This window comes from Capnocytophaga haemolytica (assembly GCF_001553545.1).
GTDB lineage: Bacteria > Bacteroidota > Bacteroidia > Flavobacteriales > Flavobacteriaceae > Capnocytophaga > Capnocytophaga haemolytica.
In genome coordinates, this window is record NZ_CP014227.1 from 1,493,291 (window position 1) to 1,518,189 (window position 24,899).

Sequence of the window (24,899 nt, forward strand, 5' to 3'; positions counted from 1 at the left end):
TGAGTGTATAGTAGGTTAAGGTTAGCAATGCAATTTATTTATCTCCGTAATGTCCATAAGCTGTAAGTATTTTCACTTTCTTTTCATCTTCAAAAATTTCATAAGTCAATCGATGTTTTCCATCTATTCTTCGTGACCATACATTCATATCTCCGTAACTTTTTAAAGCTTCTGGATGACCTATTCCAACTTTTGGGGCATATTTTATTTCGTCTAATAAAGTGATTATTTTTTCGATTAACTTCTTTTGTCCTGATTTTGAGTGTTTTTCAATATCTTCAAAATACTCATCTTTATATTCAATTACGTACTCTGTGGAAGATATATCTTTATTTTCCATCACTATTTGTCTTATTTCTTAAATACTCTTTCATATCATCAAGACTCATAGCGACATCCTTTTCTGCTCTTGCCTTATCTATTTTAGAAAAAAACTCTTCTTTTGTCATAAGAGAATCATCTTCCTTTGCTTCTTTTAATGTAAATGAAAAGTTAGATAAAAACTTTTTCATTATACCCTCTATAAGGAATATATCTGAATTATCCCTTAAATTACCTGTCATTGTAATTGTACTCATTGTATTTCTTTTTTATAAAAATTCATTGCGTAAAAACTTCTACTTGCTAAGCCTTGCTCGCTAATCCCGATACTTCATCAACAAAGCGCACTGCCAGCGCATCAGCCTCTGCCTGCATCTTCGCCTCAGTATAAATACGGATGATAGGCTCTGTGTTCGACTTACGCAGGTGCACCCAACTATCGGCAAAGTCGATCTTCACCCCATCAATACGGTTTACCTGCTCGCTGGCGTATTTCTTTGCCATTGCCTCCAACAAGCCATCGACATCGGTGGTAGGAGTTAGCGCAATCTTATTCTTACTCATAAAATACGCAGGATACTCCCCACGTAGCTCACTCGCCTTCACACCCTTTTTAGCCAAGAGCGAGAGGAACAACGCCACGCCTACCAGCGCATCGCGTCCGTAGTGCAGTTCGGGATAGATCACCCCACCATTGCCTTCACCACCGATCACAGCCCCAGTCGCCTTCATCTGCGTTACTACGTTCACCTCACCCACTGCCGCAGCCGTATAAGTACCCCCGTGCGCCTCAGTAATATCCCTAAGAGCTCTTGAAGAGGATAGGTTGGAGACCGTATCGCCTGGCGTCAAACTGAGCACGTAATCCGCACAAGCCACCAAGGTGTACTCCTCGCCAAACATCACCCCATCCTCTTGTATGAGTGCCAAACGGTCTACATCGGGGTCTACTACAATGCCGAGGTCAGCACCTACCTTGGGCACCAAAGCCGAGATGTCAGTAAGGTGTTCTTTCAGTGGCTCAGGATTATGAGGGAAGTGCCCGTTAGGCTCGCAGTAGAGCTCTACCACTTCCACGCCTAATTTTTTCAGTAGCTTAGGGATCGCAATCCCCCCTGTGGAGTTCACTGCATCTACCACTACCTTGAATTTACGCCTCTTAATCGCTTCTACATCAACGGCTTTCAGTGCCAACACTTTATCGATATGGTCGTCAATCGAAGCCGTATAGAGGGTCAATGCCCCCAAAGCATCTACCTCAGCAAAATGAAAGTCGTTCTTCTCCGCTATTTTGAGTATGGCAGCCCCTTCCTCAGCATTCAAGAACTCACCTCGCTCATTGAGGAGTTTCAGCGCATTCCACTGCTTAGGGTTGTGGCTTGCCGTGATGATAATGCCCCCATCGGCGTGCTGGGCCGTTACCGTTACCTCCACCGTTGGGGTCGTTGAGAGGTCAGTGTCCACCACATCAACGCCCATACCCACTAAGGTGTAGGCTACTAAGTTTTGCACCATCTCACCCGAGATGCGCGCATCACGCCCCACCACCACCACAGGTCGCTCTTTGCCACAGTGCTGTTTGAGCCAAGTAGCGTATGCCGCAGCAAACTTCACCGCGTCAATAGGGGTTAGGTTCTCGTCAGGGGTGCCGCCAATAGTGCCGCGAATGCCCGAAATAGACTTTATAAGTGCCATAATCTAATGTAATTGTTAAGTTATTTTGAGCGACAAAGGTACTACTTTTTTGGAAAAACACAAATACAAAAAGAGAATTTTTACGCCAAACGCATTCAATACAGTAGCTATACATCAAATTACATTACTGATAATCAACAGTATACAACAACCCCGATCTATACCCTTAAAAGAATTATTCATTATCCATTGTACATTATAAATTATTTCTTACCTTTGCGCCATCTTTTTAACAATACTACAACACAACACCACAGTCCAATTTTCTGACCTCTGCCCTCCTGATCTCTGACCCCTGTCGTAAGACCTACCTAAGAGCAAGGTAAGAGGAAGGTAAGAGGAAGGTAAGAGCAACTACGGTTGCAATACGGTACCAATACGGATGCACTACGGACTTTCTCCGTACCTAAAAAGCCCCTATTTCCGTACTATTAGCGATTGCATATTATTTAATAATAGTTAAATTTCGATGAGAATATGTTAAAGCTACCTCACTGCTGAGATCCTTTTGCAGTACGACAGTATGTGGGGGGCGTTGTTGATAATGAATACGACAACTTTGCCTATTTTATTTAACAAATTTAAAATCAGTGTCATAAAACATTTACTTAAAATTCTATTGCCTTTTCTTGCTGGTTCGTACAATAATATGTACCTTTGCCGCTGAAAAATAATGTTTTAAAATGATGACTAAAGAAGTTAAGATCGCCATAATTATATGGCTTAGTTATGCGGTATCGCTCGTATTGTCTCAATACTTAGATGGGTTTATTGATTATCTAGCACTCAGTGACCATCCCGTGCAATTACAAAGGCAAAGAGTCTTGTTGGCGATGGTTACATTTTTGCCATTGCTCGTCGCTGCCCTAATGTGCAATATACATCAGCGTTGGCAGCGAGTGCTGGGCTTTGAGGGCAACCCTCTGTATGGGTTAGTGTTTTTAGGCGTTACCTTCGGGTATGTTATCCTATGTGAACTATGGGCAATCCTTGATAGAGAAGTAGCCAGAGAAGCCCTGATAAATCTTCTGGGGAATAGATATGCCGTTATGATTATATCAATGTCCGTCTTGATTACGGTAATTACATACTGCGGAATTATCTTTGGCAACCTCTTTCGAGAGGCACGCTGGGGCTTTTTGAAGATAGCGCTTGTGTTTCTATTGATATCGCTCCTTAATCGAATTATTCCCATATTTTTTGAAGAAGAAACACTGACAATTACATTTGAAAGATCGCTGAAATTTGCTGTTTTAAGTGTGCTGATATACATTTTCTTTAACTTCCTTTGGAGCTCGTGGTTATACGCCGAATGGGGAGGCAATATCTGGGTGGTATTCCTTGTAGAATACGCATTGTTATATGCTGACTATTTGTATACTAGTTGGTTTGATTTTGAGTTGTTTGATTATACTTCCTTTTTTGTAATGAAACTATATGCAAAATTGCCCATAGTGCTTTTGCTGATCCTTGGAACGGTCATCTACAAGAAAAAGCGAGGCTTGCCGATGGTCATCACCAAAGCCACCTTGTGGAACAACACAGGCGAGGATAGGATAGCCCTCATCCAGCAACACACAGCGCTCAAGCCGTTCGACTTCAATGCCACAGCAGCACACGATTATGTAGCCGAGGGAAAGGCAATGTTGCAGCAAGGAATCTTCCCTGCCGAGCTATTCGATCGGGCGGATAAGAAACTCAGAGCACAGCTGATAAAAAAAGTGTGTTTCCCCTCAGAAATACCCTTTAAGGACTTATCAGAAGAGGAAAGAGAGCGACGTACAAACTTACACGCAATAGTAACAGCTTTTGAGGCAGATAGACAGGCAAAACGACGCTTAAAGGTGGCGTGTATACTGCTTTTCGCAGTAGGGGTCATTACAGTGCTCAATGGCGTAGTGGAGCGTAACTTAAATTACCTCTTTGGCTTTGCAAGTCTGCTGTGCAGCATCGGGATATGGTGTTGGCACCGCTTTGTCCAGCGCTCAGAGGCAGGCTGGAAGTGGGTAATGGTAGCCTATGTAGCCCTACAGCTGTTGCCCCTTGCGATTTGTGGCTTGCCAGACTATTTCATCCCCTATGAAGTGCGAGATGTAAAGTATATGCTTTCAGAACTGAGCTTTCTGGTCATCCCAAGGGCGTTGAACTTACTCTCGCCATACCTGTTATTAGCGATACACTTCTTCGTAGGCTTGAGGCTATGGCAGGCGTGGCAGGCAGAAGTGCACTTCGCAGAGGCTACTAAGGCGTATGGAAGGAAATAATTAGGTTATGCGAAAGTTATGAAAATAATAGTAAAATAATTTGGTTAGTTGCTGAGAAAGTAGCACTTTTGTACCGTCATATCAATAAGACTTTACAGAAATAAATATAGAGCCTTTTTGTATAAATACTATCTGTAAGTGAGCATTGAAATCCTATTAATATTGCAATGAATACAATGAATATTAGTGAGAAGTTGAGACATAAGCAGGCACTCATTGAACGGGGCAGGCAGCAGGTGCTTAATCGTAAATTTCCAACAGAACTGTTGGAAGGTATCCGCGATGAACGATTGCGCAAGGAGGTAGAGAAGGAGATTTTCTTCCCTTCTGGGGTGCCTTACCAAGACTTGCCAAAAGAGGAACAAGAACGGCGTGCAGAGTTATTGCCATTGCTTATCACTTTTAAGGATTATCTGCGTGCTAAGGCGATGCTTAAAGGGTGTTATCTGCTGCTGCTGATCATAGGGCTTATAACGATGAGCACTGCAATAATGGGGCTTAATGGCAATCTGTATTTTGGAGTGAGTACACTCCTTTGTGCTGTGGGGCTTTACTTATGGACACGTTACCCAAGCCTACACCTTGCGTATGGACAGTGGGTTGCTGGAGGCTGCCTATTGCTAATAGCATTAGAACTTCTTTTGTGGGGGCTACCTATGCCTTATATGGACGGCGGAATGAGCTATTGGTTTGATGAGGACGTGCTTGCACACAAACAGACTGCTAGAGTAAAGATTCTCAATATAATGACGCCTTATGTTTATCTTACCATTAGAGTAACTGTGGTGTGGATACTTTGGAAGTGCTGGCGGTGGCAAGTGCACTTCGCAGAGGCTACTAAGGCGTATGGAAGGAAATAATAGGTTATGAAAAAGTTATATTTACTAATCCTTACCCTTGTGTTTATGGGGTGTTGGGATAAGAAGGCAAGCACACAGATAGATGGAATGGCACTTGATACCCTATCTGTGCAAAATGCCTCTGAGTTTGGAGAGGCAAGGGATGTTGAACAGGATACGATTAAAGCAACTAAGACTTTTAAGAAAGGAGGCAAACAGTTTGTATCGGTAAAAGGTAAAGATTTGCGACCCTACCACATTGATAGTAAGATGAAACTCTATTACGCGATCCCGACTTATTTAAATCTCTCAGAGTCGGTGCACTTGCCTCCACATTTCCTCACTGCTAAGGAACTGAAAAAGGACAGCCTTGTGCTTGATGTGCGCCGTAGGGCAATGGTGCTTAAGTCGGCAGGCATCAGTAAGCGCGATACGATTTACGTGTACGAGGTCAATAGGGATACAGTCTTTAAAATCCCTGTAAAAGGCTTGCAAGCAAAGTGTTATATCAACATATACGAGGATGCAGAGGATAGAGACGACAGTAGCTATGAGTACGGATTGGCACTGCCTAAGGGACTGAATTTTGATGTTGTTACTTACACTTATGTAGGGGCTGCCAATCCCTTTCAGACAGGTAAGCGCACTTTCTTTCAGTGGCAAGCCATTGAGCAATTTCCTTTTGTGATAAAGCCTGAGCTACTGCAACGGAACTTCGTGACTTGCTATCAATATGGCAAGGCGTATCGCGCTACGGTAGGGCAACGTAATTATTATCTGCTCAGCCTTACCACCACTGACGGGATTTCTGATGAACCATCGGCTTATTATTTGGTTATTGAGGACTCCAAAAGTAAAAAACGCCTTTTTGACAAGACTTATGTAGCAATGGAATCACCTGAAGAGATATTGCCACTTTGTTTGGATCGTAAATGTAAGGAGAATGCTTATAACACGCAGTGGACAGGAGAGATTCTTAAGGGGAAAGGCACTGTAATCGCTGGGTTCTACAGCCCTACTTTTGGCTGTGATGTCATTGAATTTATCGATGACAAGGCAGCTGTAATTCCCATACTATGTGATAACCGCCACTGATTCTAATAGTTAAATTGTATGATGCAAAAGTTATATTTACTAATCCTCATCCTTGTATTTATGGGGTGTTGGCAGCAATCCATAGCGCAGTCCCTCGGTAAGCTAAAAGATAGCATAAGCTGTAAGGAGACGGAAATAGAAATGGGGCTTATAGAAGAATGCACAATCAGGAATACAACCATTTCAGCAGTTTATCAGCAAATAAGGAAGAGTGATAAAATTGAGAAAGCGCATAAGCTATTGGCAGTGCTTCCTAAGAAAGATACAGAGGTAAAAGTCAGTAGGGGAGGAGGGCTGATAGCTGTGGTGTATCATATTAAAAAACAAGGCATCAGCATTGAAATGAACTATGAAGGCGGAGTAACTACCATCGACCTACTGCAACAAGGCAATGCTGTCCTTAGGCGTATTACTTATAGCGCAGATTGAGGCAGCTTTACCCTCTAATCCCTGATCTCTGTCCCTAAAGTCATACATTTTCTGCCCTCTGCCCCCTGACTCCTGCCCTCTGATCTCTATCAACCCCTAATATAGAACGATTACAAATACTTCGTAACTCATTGATATATAAATTGCTCAGAGTCTTTTTTTTCTCAGCGGCTTTCGTACGCTCAGAAAAAAAAGACTTTTTTATTTTTATGTGCGATATTCTCTGTATATTTGTGCCCAAATTTAATAAAACTAACTAATATTATTTAGATATGTCAAACGACATCCGCATTCGAAAAGGGTTCGACATACAGTTAGAAGGTGAGGCTGACAAGACTACCCAGCAGTTGCCTCTCTCGAAACTCTATGGCATCAAACCCAGTGATTTTCATAGAATCATTCCCAAGCTCCTCAAGCGAGAAGGGAGTGAAGTGAAGGCAGGTGAAGCACTGTTCTTTTCAAAGAGCGATGAGCGTGTGTTGTTCCCCTCGCCTGTGAGTGGGACGATTAAGGAAATCGTGCGTGGCGAACGCCGCAAAATCCTTGAAATACGCATTGAGCCTTCAGCAACTCAGGAATTTGCTGACTTTGGAAAGGTAAATGTAGAGGACATCAACGCTGAGGCTCTTAAAGCACACTTGCTCGCCTCGGGCTGCTGGCCGCTTATCAAGCAACGTCCTTACGATGTGATTGCCGCTGTAGACGCCGCACCCAAAGCCGTATTTATCTCGGCTTGCAAAACCAATCCACTCGCCCCTGATTACGACTACGTACTCAAAGGCAAGGAAAAGGAATTGCAGACAGCTGTAACCGCGTTGGGTAAGCTCACCACGGGCAAGGTGCACGTATCGGTGTTCAAAGATAGCTCGCTCTCGCCTTTCCGCAACCTCAGTGGCATTGTGCTGCACAATGTATCGGGTCCGCACCCAGCAGGCAACGTGAGTACGCAGATTGCAAAGATTGACCCTATCAACAAGGGCGAAGTGGTATGGGTAGTAACCCCTCAAGACCTTTTGGTGATCGGGGAGCTCTTGCTCACTGGCAAGCTCAATCTCCGCCGCACGGTAGCCCTTACAGGCTCTGAGTTTAAGACGCCTAAATACGCTACGATGATCGCAGGGGCTTCCCTCGATGTATTGGCAGGCGAACTCAAAGAAGGCAACAACCGCCTTATCAGTGGTGATGTGCTGACAGGCACCAAGGCAAATGGGGACTTCTTAGGCTTCTATGACGACCAGCTTACGGCAATCCCTGAGGGAGACGACTATGACCTCTTTGGCTGGCTCAAGCCCGTGAGCAACAAGCTGTCGCTTACGCGCGCGCTTACTTTCTCTTGGCTTAATTCCAAGAAAAAGAAGTACAACCTCAACACCAATACCAACGGTGAAGAGCGTGCTTTTGTGGTAACAGGGATGTATGAAGAAGTATTCCCTCTTGATATTTATCCGATGCAGCTGCTGAAGGCTTGCCTTTACAAGGACTTAGACGAGCTGGAGAACTTAGGTGCTTATGAAGTAGCTCCTGAGGACTTTGCGCTTACGGAGTTCTTCTGCGTATCGAAGCAGCCACATCAGCAGATTATCCGCGATGGGTTAGATTTAATGATTGAAGAATTAAGCTAAACACAGGAAGGAAATGAGTTTAAAAAGTAAATTAGATACATTAAAAAAGAAGTATAAAGGCACTAAGATGGAGAGTGCGTTTAACGCATTCCACACTTTCCTTTATACGCCTAATGAGGTTACCCACGGCGGTACGCACATTAAGGCAGCTGACGACCTGAAGCGTACGATGAACACCGTAATATTGGCACTCATTCCGTGTCTTATCTTCGGTATCTTCAACGCTGGTTATCAGAGCGAATTGGCTTTTGGGCACTTGAGTTTCAAGCAAGGTTTGCCTTTCTTCAGTGGTGATTTCTGGAGTTGGACGAACTTTTGCATTGGGGCGGTGAAGATATTGCCCTTAATAGTAGTGTCGTACGTGGTAGGTTTGGGCATTGAGTTCCTTTTTGCCACTATCAAAGGGCACGAAGTAGAAGAAGGTTATTTGGTAACGGGGATGCTCGTGCCGCTTATCGTACCTATTGATATTCCATTGTGGATGCTTGCCGTAGCAGTAGCTTTCGGGGTAATCATCGGTAAGGAAGTATTTGGCGGTACAGGGATGAATATCCTCAACCCAGCACTGACCATTCGTGCGTTCCTCTTCTTTGCTTATCCTACCTCAATGACAGGTAATAAGATATGGGTAGAGGGTGCAATGGCTGGTAAGCAAGTGCTTTCAGGGACAACCTTGGACGGCGTATCAGGGGAAACCATCCTCGGGGGCTTAGCCCAAGCAGAGATGCCACACCCTTATAGCTGGAGCGATATGTTCTTTGGCTTTATCCCTGGTTCAGTAGGGGAGACCTCAACCCTGTTGATATTGCTGGCAGCCTGCTTCCTCATATTCAGTAAGATCGCCTCTTGGCGCATCATCGTGAGTATGTTCGTAGGAGCATTCTTAATGGCTGCTACTTTCAACGCTTTGGCACCAAGTGTAGTAGGCACTAACTTCTACGCAATATGGAGCTTCCCAGCTTGGCAACACCTGATGATAGGTGGCTTGGCATTTGGGGCAGTCTTTATGGCGACAGACCCTGTTACGGCTGCACAGACCAACACAGGGAAATACATTTACGGTTTCTTAGCAGGGGTAATCTCTATCTTAGTGCGTTGCTTTAACCCAGCGTATCCAGAAGGAGTAATGCTCGCTATCCTACTTATGAACGTCTTTGCTCCAACCATCGATCACTTTGTGGTACAAGCAAACGTATCTCGCAGAAAAAAACGTCTAAAAACTAAAACCGCATAAGTTATGGCACTAAAGACAGACAGTAATTCATATACAGTGATTTTCACCATCGTAATGGTGGTGATAGTCGGCGCGTTGCTTGCGGGGTTTCTTCTGCATTCAGTGAGCAGATCAGCAATAACCGTAAGCTCGAAAAGCAACAGAACATCCTCTACGCTATGGGGGTGAATAAGAATGTAGGCGAGCTCGGCGGTGGTAAAGTGGAGTTTATCCCCACTACAGAAGTAAAGGCTGAGTTTGATAAATACATCAAAAAGCAGTACTTGATTAATGATGGAGTGGCTAAAGAGACTGACCTCATTAATCCGCCTAAGATAGGCAAAGGGTATCAACTTTTTGTAGGAGAGAAAGACGGCAAAACGCTCTACATCATTCCTGTAACAGGGAAAGGATTGTGGGATGCTATTTGGGGCTATGTAGCTGTTGATAAGGATATGATCATTCAAGGGGTATTCTTTGACCACAAAGGTGAAACAGCTGGTTTGGGGGCGAACATCAAAGAACGTTTCTTTATGGACGACTTTATTGGTGAGCACCTTTTAGATGCCAGCGGAGTGTTCCGCCCTATAGAGATCTCCAAAACCAATGCCGACCCTGAGAACAAGCGTAAGGAAGATGGCAAGATTGATGCTATCGCTGGGGCAACGCTTACAGGGAATGGCGTAGCAGCAATGCTACACGAACTTGGAGATTATGTAGCAATTATTAAAAATCTAAACAAGTAAGACGATGGGACTATCAAAGAAAGATTTAAAATTAGTAACAGACCCTTTAATGGATAATAACCCTGTAACCGTTCAGGTGTTGGGGATTTGTTCCGCGCTGGCTATTACAGCGCAATTAAAAGCTGCGATTGTGATGAGTCTCTCCTTTACTTTCGTGCTTGCGATGGGTAACGTAGTAATCTCGTTGCTCAGAAACGTGATACCACCTAAGATCCGTATCATCGCTCAGCTCGTAGTAGCTGCGGCTTTGGTAATCGTGGTGGACTTTGTGCTCAAAGCCTATATGTACGACCTCAGCAAACAGCTTTCGGTGTACGTGGGGCTTATCATCACCAACTGTATCCTGATGGGGCGTTTTGAAGCCTTTGCCTTGGGTAATCCCCCAAAGGAGTCGTTTTTAGATGCGCTTGGGAATGCAGGGGGTTACTCTATAGCCTTGATAGTGGTGGCTTTCTTCCGTGAATTATTAGGTTCAGGCACTTTACTTGGTTTCCAAGTATTGGGTGACCCTATCAAGAAGACAGGCCTATACAGCATAGGCTACGAGAACAACGGCTTTATGCTCTTGGCTCCAATGGCATTAGTTTGCTTTGGTATCTTCGTATGGATACAACGCAGCAGAAATAAATCCTTAATAGAGGACAGTCATTAATCTTTAAACTAACAGAGAAATGGAATATATAGAACTATTTTTTAAATCGGTATTCGTTGAGAATATGATTTTTGCCACTTTCTTAGGGATGTGCTCATTCTTGGCGGTATCTAAGAAGGTTTCCACCGCTCTTGGTTTAGGGGTTGCGGTTATATTTGTACAGGTACTCACTGTGCCTATGAACTGGCTGCTGAATGAGTATATCTTAAAGGAAGGTGCGCTGGCGTGGTTAGGACCTCAGTACGCTGACTACGACCTGAGTTTCCTTACTTATATCTTGTTTATAGCAACGGTAGCTACGATGGTGCAGTTAGTAGAAATCATTGTTGAGAAGTTTGCTCCTGCACTATACAATTCCTTAGGTATCTTCCTGCCACTGATTGCGGTGAACTGTGCTATCTTGGGTGGCTCGCTCTTTATGCAATCGCGTGGGATACCTACCTTTGGGCTTTCGGTGATGTACGGATTTAGTTCAGGCTTGGGTTGGTTCTTAGCCATCTTGGCAATGGCGGCGATTCGCGAGAAGATACGCTACTCGCACGTGCCACCACAGTTGCGTGGCTTGGGAATCACCTTTATCACTACGGGGCTTATGGCTATCGGCTTTATGAGCTTCGGTGGTATGCTCACAGGCGGTAGCGACAAGAAGAAAGAAGAACCTAAGAAAGAGACTACATTGCAGCCCGAGAAGGCAGCAGATAAATTAGCTCATAACACAAAAGATTTAAGCGATGATATTAGCAAGTGAAATATTAACAACGATTACAGTAACTGTCGTTGGCTTATTGGTAATCCTTCTGCTATTGGTGATTATCTTGCTTTACGTGAAGCAAAAGCTAACGCCCACAGGACCTGTGAAGATTACAATCAATAAAGAGAAGGTAGTGGAAGTGCCTATCGGAGGCTCGCTGCTATCTACCTTGGGGAATGAAAAGATCTTCTTGCCATCGGCTTGTGGTGGTAAGGGCTCGTGCTTGCAATGTGAGTGCCACGTGTATTCCGGTGGGGGGAAGCACTCCCAACCGAGACACCGCACTTCACCAAGAAGGAACTCAAAGAAGGGGTGCGCTTGGCGTGCCAAGTGAAGGTGAAGCAAGATATGGAAATCGGGGTGCCTGAGCAAGTGTTTGGTATCAAGAAGTGGGAAGCAACCGTAGTGCGCAACTACAATGTGGCGTCCTTTATCAAGGAGTTTGTGGTGGAAATCCCTGAGGATATGGACTACAAGCCAGGGGGCTATATACAGATTGAGATTCCGCCTTGTGAGGTGAAATACTCCGATATTGACATCACTGCCCACCCAGTAGAACACCCTGGTGAGCCTGATAAGTTCAAACTCGAATGGGATAAGTTTAAGTTATGGCCATTGGTGATGAAGAACCCAGAGCCTGCGGAACGCGCCTACTCAATGGCGTCTTACCCAGCAGAAGGGCGTGAGATTATGCTCAACGTGCGTATTGCCACTCCTCCGTTTGACCGTGCTAAAGGTGGCTGGATGGACGTAAACCCAGGGGTAGCTTCTTCGTATATCTTCTCGCGCAAGCCAGGTGATAAGGTAACTATCTCAGGTCCTTATGGGGAGTTCTTTATCAATGAAAACAGTAATGCAGAGATGCTTTATGTAGGTGGGGGTGCTGGTATGGCACCGATGCGTTCGCACTTGTATCACCTCTTCAAGACCTTGAAGACAGGGCGCACCGTAACGTATTGGTATGGTGGTCGTTCTAAGCGTGAGTTGTTCTATGTAGAGCACTTCCGCGAGTTGGAACGCGAGTTCCCTAACTTTAAGTTCTTCATTGTGCTTTCTGAGCCACTGCCAGAAGACAACTGGAAGGTGAAGAAAGATATTCACGATACTGAGGGCGATGGCTTCTTAGGCTTTGTTCACAATGCCGTGATAGAGCAATACCTCAGCAAACACGAAGCACCAGAGGATATAGAACTCTACTTCTGCGGACCTCCAATGATGAACAAGGCAGTACAAAAGATGGGACAAGACTTTGGTATGCCAGATGAGAATATCCGCTTCGACGACTTTGGTGGGTAATAACGATATATTTTTATATAATAAAAAGCCTGTCTTATTACAAGACAGGCTTTTTTATTGTTACTTTTGCCAGATACTGTTAAGAGACCAGTTATTTTTAACTCTATCAAATACAAGGATAGTATTGGTATTTTTCTCTTTGCACAAGACACAATCTTCATAATAGATGAAGGAGTAAGCTCCTAAGGGCTTAATATACCTTTCGAAATCAGGGTGTTCTGTGGCTATTAAAGTATTGTCTTTTTCTTTTGAAAAGAGCATCACAGAGCTATCAGAATGTTGTAACTGGAAGAGTTTGTCATCCTTAAACTGCTGAAAGAAATTAGCAAAGTGGGCTTTATTAGGTTTATTTGCCTCTTGTTCTTTTTGATAAATAGAGTAGGGAAGAAGGGTATCTACCCTTTCTAAGAATATATTTTCACAATGGTTCTTTTCTACTAAGAATGTTATGATATTCTGACTTTTATAAGGGAAATTACACCGCATTTGTATTTCATAGAAGCTCTTTTCTTTTATCAGGACGCTATCAGTGTGATATGTAACTCGATCTTTCCCTATCAGTGTACTTATTTGTTTTTCTTTTTGTTGTACTTCTTTTAGGTTTAATACGCTTTGTTTAGCAGCTTCTATATTACAATTTTTGTTATTATTATGGTTATTTGAGCTATTATTCTGATTACAAGATAATAGTAGTAATGAGATACTAATTAAAGTACATTTCATAATTATTTATTTGATACTTTTTTATTAATCACTCTCTGAGGCTACAATGCCTATATAACAATCTCGTAGCGGGTTGTAGACTGTATAAAAGAAAGTGCCCCACCAGTCTTTGTCTATGTCAAAATAGTTAGAGCAGTCGGTACTCCACTCGTAGACTTCTATTTGTGAGAGGTCGGTAAATAGGGCGTAGCAGAACTCAAAGAAGAATTTACCATTTGTATAGTTATCGCGTTCTGCTTCGCGCTTTCTTTTTATAGATATCCCGTAAGGAGATTCAAAGAAGGCATAAGTGAAACCGCTCCCCATCGTTCTTTCTTTATAGGGCTTGCAATAGTTGTAGTAAATTGCACTTTCTGGTAATCTTTGAAGCCTCTCTTTGTGTTTTTCTAATGTAACTGCATTGCCTATAAATTCACTAACGGTTATCTCTTTTCCTGAGCTTTTTAATAAGGTAAAATCATAATCCATAGTGAAGAAATCCTCACGCCTACGTTTATTCTTTACAGCAACCCTATCAAGGTATGAGTTAATTTCCTTAGCGACTTCAATAAGGGTCTGCTTTGCCACTTCCAAATGTTTATGATATGGAGAAGTGAGTGCAGTGCCAACTGAGTAGAGCTTGAAATCTATTACACCCGCGCCTTCTTTAAAGGTGCTGAGCAGCTGCTCAATATCCGTATCTATGTAGGGTTGTATCATCCTTTTTTAAGTAATTCGATAGCGTGGTTACGGGCTGAGGCACCGCTGTTTTTGCCTTCGAGCATCTCTGAAAGCTCGGCAATGCGCTCTTCATCGGTGAGGAGCTTAAGGCGTGTGGTGGTTTTGCCTTCTACGTCTTCCTTGTACACCTTAAAATGGTAGTTGCCTTTGGCGGCAATCTGCGGTAGGTGTGTAATGGCAAATACCTGACGACTTATGCTCATCGCCTTCATAATATCGCCCATCTTCTGCGATATTTCCCCCGATACGCCTGTATCAATCTCATCGAACATAATGGTAGGTAGCGCAGTGTGCTCTGCCATTATCGCTTTGACGGCGAGCATAATACGCGAGAGTTCCCCGCCTGAGGCTACTTTCTTGAGCTGACCGAAGTTGCCCCCTTTATTGGCTGAGAACAAGAAACTCAGCGCATCAGTGCCGTTGCTAAAGAACTCATCGGTGGGGGTAAGCTCAATGGCAAAGCGTCCGTTGGGCATACCCAAGTCGTGCATAAAGGTGGTGAGCTTGCGGTCTAACTCGGGCAATATTTTGGTGCGGCTCTCGTGTATAGCGTTGGCTTTTTCGGTGGTGAGTTGCTTTGCCTCGGCAACTGCTTTTTCTTGCTCTTCGAGGTCGGCATCAATGTTCTCGGTTTGCGATACGGCTTGCTCTAAATCGTTTTGGATGCGGATAAGCTCCTCAACGGTAGCCACTTTGTGCTTCTTTTGAAGGCTGTAAATGAGGTTCAACTGATTGGAGAGCTCTGCCAAGGCTTCGGGATCACTTTCTATACGGTCATCTATGGAGGCGATTTCGCTCTGTATGTCGTCTAACTCTACAAAAGCTGACTCAATGCGTTCTAACAGTTCGCGGTACTGCCGCTTGTAGTCTGCCAAAGCGGCAAAGGCGCGTTTGAGTTCGCGCAGCTGATTGAGAATGCCTATCTCCTCATCGTCTAATAGGTAGATACTTTCGGCTACTCGCTCCTTAATATCCTCAGCATTAGCGGCTTCCTCGTAGCTCTCTTCCAACTCTTCCAACATTCCTTCCTCTAATTCAGCACGCTTGAGTTCTTTGAGCAGGTGGAGGTTGTAGTCGTATTCCTTACTGGCGTTTTGCTGAAAATCTACGAGCTCTTGCAGTCGCTTTTGAGCCTTGCGCAATGCCTTGTAATACGTGGCATACTCCTCGCGCAGCGGCTTGTTATCCGCCATTGCATCGATGATGGCAAACTGGAAGTCGAGTTCGGATAGCGAGAGGGTCTGGTGCTGCGAATGGATATCCACGAGCATTTGCCCGAGTTGGGAAACGATGTCTAAGGTTGCTGGTACGTCGTTGATGAAGGCGCGTGATTTGCCTGAGGGGAGTATCTCGCGGCGTATGATGGTATTGGCATCGTAATCGAGTTCTAAGTCATCAAAAAGCGGCTTAAAGTCGTACTTACTGAGTGAAAATTCGGCTTCGATAATGCATTTCTCCTCTGTATTGCGTAAAACGGAGAGGTCGGCGCGCTTACCGAGTACCAAAGAGAGCGCATCGAGCATAATGGACTTACCCGAACCTGTTTCGCCTGTGATGATGATAAAGCCCTCTGGAAAATCGACTTTGAGGTCGTCAATAAGGGCGAAGTTTTTTATAGAAAGTGCCGTAAGCATAGTGTCTTATTTAATTTCGTTCCACTTGGTAACTTGGTTGGGGGCGAGCTTCATCAGGGCTTCTTTGAGCGGCTTGCTATCGAAAATAGCACCACCTGAGAAGAGCGATACCAGCTCATCGGTTTTGGCGTTGAAGAAGAGGTTCATCGCGTAGGAAGTCAATCGCAGACTTGGGATTTGTTCGAGTGATACTACTGCACTCTGTATCACGCCCTTAGCGGCTTTCTCATTGGTGCTCATTGTATCGAGTCCTAAGCGGTGATAGGTGTACCAAGCCTTGTGGTAGTTGCGGTAGTTCTCGGATAACAATTCGTTGGTGAGTTGCCAACGGTTGGCTTTGCCGTCATCGCGCCAGCCACTGTATGAGCTGCTTTGTGCCTGCGTAACTACGTTTTTGGCTTTCTCAAAATAAGGCTCGCCGCCCATCTCAGCAAAGGAAGCTGCGTCGTAGCCGATGATGAGGTAGGCGTAATAGGCGATGACCGAAGTGAGGTTGCTCTCGAAGGCACTTTCATTGAATGCTAACGGGGTATACTCCTGATAATCAAAGCTCACCTCCTTATCTTGGAGGTTTACAGTAGGCGACTGATAGGCGGTGTTATACACAGGGCGCGAGGCTTGCACGAGTAGTGTAGCATCGTAGTGTGTACCCTCAAATTTGTTGATAACCAGCGTAAAGTTACAACGGATACGCTCGTTATCCTGCACCTTGAGGGTTGTCCAACGGGTTTGATTGATAAACTCCGCAAGTGCCTTCTCGAGTGTCTTAAACGCGGAGCGGTTGCTGAGGTTTACCTGTTGTGTATTGACGGTAACGACCGCCTGAAGCTCCTGAGCGTGAGCGTTATAGCTCATAAGAAGCGCAATGGCTATGTATAGATATTTTTTCATCGTGGTGTCAAGGATAATCAAGGTGCAAAGGTATGAAATAATTTATAATGTACAATGGATACTATACAATTTTTTTGGGGGAGATTAGTAATATATTATCTCGCGGGTCTCTATTTCTGTGATGTTGCCATTCTCATAGGTTACTTTCTTTACCCAATTGCCTGTGCTGTCGTAGGTGTATTCCTCGCGTGCATTGGGGCGGGTGGGGCGTTGGTCTTTTGGGAGGTATCCCTGTATATCATAAATGCGTTTTTGCACCATAAGTCCTGCCTCGTTGTAATGGTACTCATTGAGGTAGTTTGCACCCATTTCATCATTGAGGTTTGCGGTATCGACAAAAGAGTTTTCGAGTAGTCTTCCTTTGTCGTCATAGAGGCACTTTTGTACCATACGCATCGTTATTTCGTCGGGATTGTCATCGGCGTAGACAATCAGTATTCTATCAGTGAGTAAGCCTAATTTGTTGTACTTGTAGGTTGTACGCTCCGTGCGCTGCCCGTCTGCGGTAAATTCCTCGCCTAAGATTTTGCGGTGCTGGGCGTCATAGGCGGCAGTCTCCTTGCCTATAAGCTCCCCAGAGGCTGTGTAGCGCACTTCTTCTATCACGTTGCCGTGGGGGTCATTGACCCATACATTGCGCCATTCGAGTGCGCCTTTTTTGTTGTAATAGTACACCTCAGTGGCATTGCCAAGCGCATCATAGCTTATTTTGCGCTGAAAATCACCCCAAGGCTCTTCTATAAGTCGCCCTTGCTCATCGTACTTGTAAAGATGCTTATAGGGGAAATTCTTTGCTTTGCGCTCTTCTAAAACCAAAGCACCCTCCTCGTTGTACTGCCAGCTGATTACATCATCGGTACGCTCGCCCAGCACAACGGTGATATGCTTTTTTATGGGCTTTCCCGTGGTGTTAAACTCTTGGATGTTTTGGAAGTAAAGCGTTTTTTTAGTGACTTTTCCGCCTTTCATTTTCACGGTATAGCTCTTTTCTACAATGCTTTTTACGTTGCCTACCAAAGGCAAAATGAGGTCGAGGTCTTTATCCTCTTCCATTGTTTTAAATAACTGCATACTTATTGTTTTTTTTGAGGAGGCAAAATTACAAAATAATGAGTAATGAGCAAAGAGTAGAGCGTAATTTTTTTGGGGGGTTAGGGGTTAGTACTAAATACTAACAAGCTGATAACCAGCTGACTTCTAATTTCTAACTTCTAATTTCTGAAAAATTATTTGTTTATTTGGTTTTTTGTTGCTAATTTTGCAGCGTGAATTTAGGGGTTCTTTCCTCTGAATATAACACTTATTTTTGGATTGTGCAAGTGTTTTGTTAATTATTTTTAGGCATTTTTTATTATTTTTTGCCTTTTGAAAGTCTTTGAAAAATAATAGTTTGTAGCATTAATTCCCTCTTATCCTCTTACTAACTTCTTACTATCCTCTTATTATCCTATCACTATCCTTCGATATGTGTTCGGGATGTGTTCGGTGTGTCTTCGATCTGGGTTCGATGTCTTTTCGGGAGTAATTCGGGGTAGTTTTGGTGTTGAGTTATTGTTAATAAATAGTTGATTTTGTTGTGTATTTGTCAATAAAGAAAGTAGGGTAGGGGAAGGTGGGGTATTTTACAGGTTTTGATATTCCTCTGGTATTTTCATATAAATCTTTATCTTCTCATTTTCAGGGTCGTTGTAGTAATTTTCATTTTCTATATACTCGGGAACATTCTTCAATTGGTTGTTCATATACTTGTGTATCTGCTTCTTAGATAGGGAGTAGTCATCGCAAGTGAGTGCCTTGGCTTTCACTAATTTGTTGTTTACTAAGTATATAAATATGTAAGTAGTGGCATAAGACTTACTTGGTGTAGGCATATAAAAGCTAAGGGTGAGGTAGGTTTCGTTAGCGTGCTTTTTGCCATATATATTTGTGGGAAGGCAGCCTCCAATGAAAGGCATTGCACCTAAGGCTACGTGCTTACCATTGACAGATAGCAGTGGCTTACCTCCTATATAATCTCTTGTGATTGAGCACGGTGCTTCTACGGGGGACATCACTTGGTTGCTGTCCATTAGCATATAGATGTGTTGCCCCATTAGTTTGGTGTCTATTTTGTAGCGTATTATGGGGCTTTCGCGGTCAGGGTCGTTGAGGTACATATCGCAGTACTCAATCTTCTTATCGGCATACTGCCACTGTGCCAAGGATATTTGGCACAGCAGCAGTGATAATGTGAAGATGAGGTGTTTCATAATCTGTATTAATACCCTATTTCTTCGGTGATTTCTAAGCCATAGCCTGAGATGCCTACGTAAGCGGAGTTGCTTTTGTTGTTGGTCAAGAGGCGTAGTTTTCTGATACCAAGGTCGGTGAGTATTTGTGCTCCCATACCGATGTCGCGGGTGTCGGTTGCTGCTTTAGGACTGCGTTCGCCTGCTTGTTGTGTTTTTATCTCAGTGATGCGCGAGAGGAGGTTTTGCGAGTAGCCTTCTTTATTGATAACGACTACGGATCCCTTGCCCTCTTCGGCTATTTTCTTAAAGATGCGCTCTAAGGGATTGTCTTTATCGCCTGCCAATACTTCCAATATCTCATTGCTGATAAAGGAAGAGTGTACGCGGGTGAGCACAGGCTCGTCAGCTGTCCACGTGCCTTTGGTAAAGGCGAGGTGGATTTGCTTGTTGGTTGTCTGCTCATAAGCACGCAGGCGGAACTCACCATAAGGGGTTTGCAACTCAAAGTCCTCTTTCTTGACGATAAGCGTATCCTTGCGCATACGATAGGCGATAAGGTCTTCAATAGAGATGATTTTAAGGTCAAAACGCTGCGCTACCTTTATGAGCTGTGGCAAGCGTGCCATAGTGCCGTCTTCATTGAGGATTTCCACCAATATGCCCGCAGGAGCTAAGCCTGCAATACGTGTGAGGTCTACGGCAGCCTCAGTATGCCCTGTGCGGCGGAGCACGCCTCCTTCTTTGGCACGCAAGGGAAAGATATGTCCTGGTCTTCCTAAGTCAAAGGGCTTGGTGGCAGGATCTACAAGAGCCTTGATGGTCTTAGCGCGGTCGTGGGTAGAGATCCCCGTAGTGCAGCCTTGTCCTTTGAGGTCTACCGATACGGTGAACGGCGTCTCGTGGAGGACAGTATTGTTCTGCACCATTAGCGGGAGATCGAGTTCAGCGCAACGCTTTTCAGTAAGTGGGGCACAGAGCAAGCCACGCCCGTGGGTAATCATAAAGTTAATCATCTCGGGGGTAACCTTCTCTGCTGCTGCGATAAAGTCGCCTTCGTTTTCGCGGTTCTCATCGTCTACTACGATGATAACCTTGCCTGCTTTGAGGTCGGCAACTGCCTCCTCAATGGTATTTAATTGAATCTTATCCATTTTCTTTGTTTGTTATATTTTATTTTCTTTTCTTAAATTCTGATATTTAAATCCTTAGTAGTTGATATATCCAAAGTTAGTTAAATTCCATTTGTTTTAAGTTCTTTTGTCTTGATACAAAAGAACCAAAAAATCAAGGCTCTGGATGCTTAGGCGAGAAAGGCAGAAGCCCCTCGCTGAAAATCCCTAAACTCGCTCCCTACGGTCGCTCAAACAGTAGGGATTTTCCACGCTCGTAGCTTTGCCTTTCTCAGCCACGCCTCCAAGGCCGCCGCGGATCGCATAGATTGTGAGTACATATTAAATATTTTCTTTATTTAAACACGCTATAAGTAGCGAGGATATTGCTCAGGGTGTAGGTGTAATCCTCTATGTGGGTTAGCATCACCTCATCGGCATAAGGCGCGATGCACTTCTGGGCTAAGGTGTCCTCTATCCAATATATCTTTTTCTCTTTACGCCATACCTCTTTGCTGCGGACACAAAGCTCGGCAAAATCAGGCTCTTGCTGCAATAGGCGGAAGGCACTCAGTATCGCGATGGACTTTTGTGCTACCTCTTCGGGGTATATACCCGCAATGGTAATCCTGCTGGGGTGCTGCATCTCAGCGATAACCGCCTCTTTTAGGTGGCTGAAACTCGGCAGCAGGTTCTCTAAGCGACTGATACAGCGGTCGTAAAAATGGTCGGTCTGGTCGTAACCCTCGCCTATTTGTATGCCATAAGCTAAGGGATTGGACTGCCAATCATCGCCGTTTAGCTTAGGGGGAGAGGCTATCAAGTAGCAGAAATTACCCCCCTGTCGGTGCTCATAAAAAGAGACATACACAAAGACCAACGCCTCAAGATCTAAGGGTTTTAGCCACAACTGCCGCTTGGTAGTAGACCACGTGTGTTGCAAAAAGCCTTGTTCTTTTAAGGAGGTTCTTAATTGTTTAGTTTCTGTTGCAAAGCTCATAATTTTGCTGTTAATTAGCTTTTTATTGGTGATTTACATTGATACCTAACTTTTCTTTAACGAATTTAATATGCCAAATCAAGCGTTCATAAGAACCTTTATCTAAGGCACTTTGCCCTGTTAGCATTGATATGAAGAATATAGGAATATCATTCAATCCATCTTCATTGAGGCGGTAAGTACCTATTTCATTATCAAATTCGCAATGAAATATTCCTTGTTTAATCTTTCTACTTGCATAAGCGTTATTGACTACAATTATTGAAGGGGTCGCCTTTACAATAATTTCCTTTGTTATTGCCAATTGCTCCATTAGGAACTTCTTTTCCAAATCTTTTTCATCCTTTCTATACATTTTTTCAATCATCTTTTGATTTGTTTCTCTTGCAAGAAATAAATCAATATGTGTATAAGGTATACCTACTTCTTCAGATATGGCTTTAAACTTTTTGAAATATTTGCATCTTTGTCATTATCATAAAAATGTCTTGTCTCTCCGTGACCTATTGAGGGGTTAATTCCTATAAACAATAAAGCATTCTTTCTCACTGATTTTGGCACAGCATAACCATTATTGTATATAGTTCTAAAATCCTCATAATTTCCTTTATTCCATCTGGATTTTTCATATTCATCTTTATCCCATATTTTTTCTATGGCTTTCTTGTAATCTTTTTCAATGTCTATAATATTCATAACTTTACTCATTACTTTCTTTCCAATGCTTTTCTGATAGGTTGCTCTCCTGAAAACTGAGTGCACCTGCCTGTTCTTGCTCTGTTAGGTAGGTATAAATAGGGGTGTACACTACTTCAAAAGGCACATTGGCTACAAAATAACTCCCTGTGGCACGTTCTACGCTTGCACCCAAGTGTTCTAAGGTGCTTATAACGGCGTTTATTTCTACAATTTCTTCTAATAACATCACCGCAAGGGTGGTGTTGCCTGAGGGGGTTACCACCTTACGAAAAGTCAGAAACTCCTCATCGGGGTCGTACTCAGCAAATACCTCATCTTCATAAGAAAAAGGCGGTCCGTAAAAGGGAATGTTCTTCACCTTGTAAAGTCCTTTTGCCTTGTCAGTAGCCTCTGCCCAAAGGGTTTCGACAGTTACCTCATCAAGTACATCACTCTCATAGCGTACTAATATTTTCTCCATAGGTTTTTATGCTTTAGTAATCTCTTTCGCCTTTACTACCACCTCGTAATACGCCTTGCTTAGCTCCTCAGGGGCTTTTAAGGCTGTTAAATTGTCGATATCGACTATGTCGTAAGGCTTTGTGGAGTGGGGCTTAAGCCACATCTTTACTTCTTTCTCTAATGCCTCTGCCATAGTAGGGTGGGCTTTAGCTAAGGATAAGGCAGCCTCAAAAAAGGCATCGGTGAGTTTTACCACGCAGGTATTGGGTGAGGTTTTCAGCTCGCTAAAATCGTGGTGCCAGACGCTGCATATCACAAAGTTGGCTTCTGTGGCGTCTACATTCTCATATTTGATAGGCTCCTCAGATGAGGTTACAGCGAATCGGCAATCGTAAAGCGTGCCTACTATCTTACAGTTTTTTAGGGTGGTGTAAAACATCCCTTTGTAGATATAGCCCTCAAAGAGACAGTTTTCAACAAGCCCTGTATTCAAATCGAGGCGTGAGGACTTTTTTATATTCGTAAATTGGCAGTCTTTAAGGTCAAAGAAGGAAAAGCCCTTGAACACACAATTGTCAAAGTTGCCGCCTATAACCGTCGCAAACCAGTGACTATAATAGCCATCGAACTTGCTGCCTGCAAAGCGCACATTCTCTAAGGTTACATTCTCACCATCTGCACGCTCTAATTTTATGTCAAACCACAGCGAGCCTGAGAAGTCGGCATTCTTAAAGTCTTCTTTGCATATGATTTTTTCTACTTTCGGAAACCTATCTTCTAACTTTCGGGCGTTAGGGTTATGCTTAGGAGGCACTAGTTGTATGCCTCTAAAATCGGTTAAGCCCTCTTCGGTCTTGCCAAAGGGGGAGACGCTCAGGTTGTCGGTTGCCTTGAGCACATCTTTAAGGGTGGGATACACCTCCCAACGCTGTTTTAATTTTCTTGGAAAAGCCATAATTGTCAGCTTTCAGGTCTCAGCTTTCAGCTTTCAGGGCTAACGCGCCAAAATATACCTGCTTATTGTTAAATTGTTATGAATTTTTAGTTATGCTACTGCATAGTTTGGGATAATGGGGCGTTACACAGCTTACCACTTTAATATCGGTTCTTTTTTCCAGAAGATAAGTCTAAAATCCTCATAGTGTTTGGCGGTGCCTATGGTGTGGGTGTCGCGCCAGCCTTTATTAAGCTGCAATTGGTGCAACTGACCGAAATAAGTACCTACCCAGGGGGTTTGCTCATCGTCTGAGATAGCCATACCGCTGATAGTGCCCCCGAGGAAGTAACGCCACAGCAGTTTGCCCTCTTTGGTAAAGGCTCTTATATAGCCGTTGGCATCACCGAGTATATAGCCTTCTGTGGTGGCAACCCCTGCGTAGACGCGCATTTCTTCATCAATAAGGGTAACCTCATCGTCATTACTGCCTACTTTTTTCTTGTCAAAGTCGGCAGCATTTACGGCAATAGTTACCCCATTGTAGAAATGGCAGCTATTGAAAGCTACCTGACTGTCGTCTTTGGCAAATAGTGCAAAGTGTGGGTAAGAACAGGAAGGCACAGCATAGCCTATCGCTTTGCCCTCTGCATCAAAGATATGGTGCTTTGAATCTTGGTCGCCAGCAGCTATGTACTGATTGTTGTGCGACAAGGCAGCGTGCGGCATATCGATGTAGATACCCTCTTTCACGTCTTCTTTAGTCAGCTTGATAGGTAGTAATCGCTTGTGGTCTGTCTCTGAGAGGATATAGATGCCATCAAAGCTCACTAATACCAGGCGCTTGCCATCATTAAAGGGTAGCAATTGAACAGTACTTTCAATCTCTAATTCCTCAGGAATCGCAATAGTAGCGATGACCTCTCCTTGCCAGCCTTTAGTGGTGGTAATAGTATTCTTTTTGCGTATCGCAAAGACCTCACCCTGCACAGCCTTACCCAAGGCGGGGATACCTTTTTCAAGAGGTGTAACAACCCCATTATCTACTATATACGCTTGTAGTCCTTCATAAGGTGCCCCAACTATAAAAGCCAATTTATGCTCACTGATATAGCAAAGGTGGCGTATCGGTTTTGTCTTCTCCTCAGCGAGTTCCCAGAAAGGCGTTACCGCAGGCGGGAAGTGCTCTCTAAAGGCAGTTACTTCCCCTTTCTTATTAGCTTCTTTTAACAAGGCAAATACCTTAGCGGCTAATCCCTCACGACCGTCCACAGGGTTCTCACCTTTCCAATTTTCCCAGCCGTTAGCCTCTGCAAAGGCTACCATTTCGTTCACGGCTTTGGCATACTGCTCGCCCTTGGTGTACCACTCGGTTTGTAGGGCTTTTGTTTTCTCGTCTTTTAGTGTCATTGTTTAAGGTTTTTAATGTTTCTTGTGCTTTGACTGACTCATTTCCTTGACTCGTCTTGCCTGTTCCCGAGCCTCTTCTAAGGTAACGGGTTGCTGCCTCTGCAAGAGTTCCTTCCCTCTGCGAGCACGCTCCATAAATGATATGTTGTAACTCATCTTTGATAGTCTTATTTGTTAAAGGCTT

At 43.9% G+C, this 24,899-nt stretch carries 25 protein-coding genes and 2 pseudogenes; 10 read left to right on the forward strand and 17 right to left on the reverse strand.

Features of this window, described 5'->3' with window-relative positions; translation table 11 throughout:
* Nucleotides 1-34 precede the first annotated feature (34 nt).
* The 3 genes from AXF12_RS06705 to glmM are packed head-to-tail and all read right to left on the reverse strand — an operon-like array spanning nt 35 to nt 2,016.
* Nucleotides 35-340, reverse strand: coding sequence for a Txe/YoeB family addiction module toxin (locus AXF12_RS06705; protein ID WP_066429424.1), 306 nt, complete (start codon nt 338-340; stop codon nt 35-37).
* Complete coding sequence (locus tag AXF12_RS06710; RefSeq protein WP_066429425.1) at nt 330-578, reverse strand: hypothetical protein; 249 nt, start codon at nt 576-578, stop codon at nt 330-332. Before AXF12_RS06710 ends, AXF12_RS06705 begins: the two co-directional genes overlap by 11 nt.
* A 46-nt stretch (nt 579-624) precedes the next feature.
* The gene (gene glmM, locus AXF12_RS06715) at nt 625-2,016 is read right to left on the reverse strand and encodes a phosphoglucosamine mutase (protein ID WP_066429426.1); all 1,392 of its coding nucleotides are present in this window, start codon (nt 2,014-2,016) and stop codon (nt 625-627) included.
* Nucleotides 2,017-2,699: 683 nt separating this feature from the next.
* On the opposite strand from glmM, the gene AXF12_RS06720 reads away from it, so the two are divergent.
* The 10 genes and pseudogenes from AXF12_RS06720 (at nt 2,700) to nqrF (ending at nt 12,923) form a co-directional block, all read left to right on the forward strand.
* Complete coding sequence (locus AXF12_RS06720; RefSeq protein WP_066429427.1) at nt 2,700-4,280, forward strand: ABC-2 transporter permease; 1,581 nt, start codon at nt 2,700-2,702, stop codon at nt 4,278-4,280.
* A gap of 167 nt (nt 4,281-4,447) precedes the next feature.
* Entirely contained in the window at nt 4,448-5,140 is a 693-nt protein-coding gene (locus tag AXF12_RS06725) for a hypothetical protein (protein ID WP_066429431.1), read from the forward strand.
* 6 nt (nt 5,141-5,146) lie between these two features.
* Nucleotides 5,147-6,214, forward strand: a complete 1,068-nt coding sequence (locus tag AXF12_RS06730; protein ID WP_143324996.1) for a hypothetical protein — start codon at nt 5,147-5,149, stop codon at nt 6,212-6,214.
* Nucleotides 6,215-6,232: 18 nt separating this feature from the next.
* Complete coding sequence (locus AXF12_RS06735; RefSeq protein WP_066429434.1) at nt 6,233-6,643, forward strand: hypothetical protein; 411 nt, start codon at nt 6,233-6,235, stop codon at nt 6,641-6,643.
* A gap of 272 nt (nt 6,644-6,915) precedes the next feature.
* Nucleotides 6,916-8,265, forward strand: coding sequence for a Na(+)-translocating NADH-quinone reductase subunit A (locus tag AXF12_RS06740; protein ID WP_066429437.1), 1,350 nt, complete (start codon nt 6,916-6,918; stop codon nt 8,263-8,265).
* Nucleotides 8,266-8,278: 13 nt separating this feature from the next.
* Complete coding sequence (locus AXF12_RS06745; protein ID WP_066429440.1) at nt 8,279-9,499, forward strand: NADH:ubiquinone reductase (Na(+)-transporting) subunit B; 1,221 nt, start codon at nt 8,279-8,281, stop codon at nt 9,497-9,499.
* 3 nt (nt 9,500-9,502) lie between these two features.
* A pseudogene (locus AXF12_RS06750) lies at nt 9,503-10,224 on the forward strand (Na(+)-translocating NADH-quinone reductase subunit C).
* Between the two features lie 4 nt (nt 10,225-10,228).
* Nucleotides 10,229-10,876, forward strand: coding sequence for an NADH:ubiquinone reductase (Na(+)-transporting) subunit D (locus tag AXF12_RS06755; RefSeq protein WP_066429443.1), 648 nt, complete (start codon nt 10,229-10,231; stop codon nt 10,874-10,876).
* Nucleotides 10,877-10,895: 19 nt separating this feature from the next.
* Nucleotides 10,896-11,624, forward strand: coding sequence for an NADH:ubiquinone reductase (Na(+)-transporting) subunit E (gene nqrE / locus AXF12_RS06760; RefSeq protein ID WP_074860685.1), 729 nt, complete (start codon nt 10,896-10,898; stop codon nt 11,622-11,624).
* Nucleotides 11,608-12,923: pseudogene (gene nqrF, locus AXF12_RS06765) on the forward strand (NADH:ubiquinone reductase (Na(+)-transporting) subunit F). Before nqrE ends, nqrF begins: the two are co-directional and overlap by 17 nt.
* 60 nt (nt 12,924-12,983) lie before the next feature.
* On the opposite strand, the gene AXF12_RS06770 reads toward nqrF, so the two are convergent.
* The 14 genes from AXF12_RS06770 to AXF12_RS12270 form a co-directional block, all read right to left on the reverse strand.
* Nucleotides 12,984-13,646 (reverse strand): hypothetical protein, encoded by a 663-nt coding sequence (locus tag AXF12_RS06770; RefSeq protein WP_066429450.1) that lies wholly within the window; start codon nt 13,644-13,646, stop codon nt 12,984-12,986.
* 24 nt (nt 13,647-13,670) lie between these two features.
* Nucleotides 13,671-14,345: a hypothetical protein gene (locus AXF12_RS06775; protein ID WP_066429458.1), complete on the reverse strand. Its 675-nt coding sequence runs from the start codon at nt 14,343-14,345 to the stop codon at nt 13,671-13,673.
* Complete coding sequence (gene recN / locus AXF12_RS06780; RefSeq protein ID WP_066429461.1) at nt 14,342-16,000, reverse strand: DNA repair protein RecN; 1,659 nt, start codon at nt 15,998-16,000, stop codon at nt 14,342-14,344. The genes AXF12_RS06775 and recN overlap by 4 nt, the downstream gene beginning before the upstream one ends.
* A 6-nt stretch (nt 16,001-16,006) precedes the next feature.
* Nucleotides 16,007-16,891 carry a type IX secretion system protein PorD gene (gene porD, locus AXF12_RS06785; protein WP_066429464.1) on the reverse strand — a complete coding sequence of 295 codons (885 nt, stop codon included), beginning with the start codon at nt 16,889-16,891 and terminating at the stop codon, nt 16,007-16,009.
* Nucleotides 16,892-16,975: 84 nt separating this feature from the next.
* A complete protein-coding gene (locus tag AXF12_RS06790) occupies nt 16,976-17,962 on the reverse strand; it encodes an RHS repeat protein (protein ID WP_066429466.1) in 987 nt (328 codons plus the stop codon).
* A gap of 551 nt (nt 17,963-18,513) precedes the next feature.
* Nucleotides 18,514-19,140 (reverse strand): hypothetical protein, encoded by a 627-nt coding sequence (locus tag AXF12_RS06795; protein ID WP_066429468.1) that lies wholly within the window; start codon nt 19,138-19,140, stop codon nt 18,514-18,516.
* Nucleotides 19,141-19,148: 8 nt separating this feature from the next.
* A complete protein-coding gene (gene ribB, locus AXF12_RS06800) occupies nt 19,149-20,273 on the reverse strand; it encodes a 3,4-dihydroxy-2-butanone-4-phosphate synthase (protein WP_066429471.1) in 1,125 nt (374 codons plus the stop codon).
* Between the two features lie 313 nt (nt 20,274-20,586).
* Nucleotides 20,587-21,231: a hypothetical protein gene (locus AXF12_RS06805; protein WP_066429476.1), complete on the reverse strand. Its 645-nt coding sequence runs from the start codon at nt 21,229-21,231 to the stop codon at nt 20,587-20,589.
* Nucleotides 21,232-21,253: 22 nt separating this feature from the next.
* Nucleotides 21,254-21,598: a hypothetical protein gene (locus AXF12_RS06810; RefSeq protein WP_066429479.1), complete on the reverse strand. Its 345-nt coding sequence runs from the start codon at nt 21,596-21,598 to the stop codon at nt 21,254-21,256.
* A 53-nt stretch (nt 21,599-21,651) separates the two neighbouring features.
* Nucleotides 21,652-21,927, reverse strand: a complete 276-nt coding sequence (locus AXF12_RS06815) for a hypothetical protein (RefSeq protein WP_143324995.1) — start codon at nt 21,925-21,927, stop codon at nt 21,652-21,654.
* A gap of 4 nt (nt 21,928-21,931) precedes the next feature.
* Nucleotides 21,932-22,390, reverse strand: a complete 459-nt coding sequence (locus AXF12_RS06820) for a DUF4265 domain-containing protein (protein WP_066429482.1) — start codon at nt 22,388-22,390, stop codon at nt 21,932-21,934.
* Between the two features lie 6 nt (nt 22,391-22,396).
* Entirely contained in the window at nt 22,397-23,326 is a 930-nt protein-coding gene (locus AXF12_RS06825) for a right-handed parallel beta-helix repeat-containing protein (RefSeq protein ID WP_143324994.1), read from the reverse strand.
* Between the two features lie 132 nt (nt 23,327-23,458).
* Nucleotides 23,459-24,715 carry a WD40 repeat domain-containing protein gene (locus tag AXF12_RS06830; protein ID WP_066429488.1) on the reverse strand — a complete coding sequence of 419 codons (1,257 nt, stop codon included), beginning with the start codon at nt 24,713-24,715 and terminating at the stop codon, nt 23,459-23,461.
* Between the two features lie 12 nt (nt 24,716-24,727).
* Entirely contained in the window at nt 24,728-24,871 is a 144-nt protein-coding gene (locus AXF12_RS12270) for a hypothetical protein (protein ID WP_169792829.1), read from the reverse strand.
* Nucleotides 24,872-24,899 lie beyond the last annotated feature (28 nt).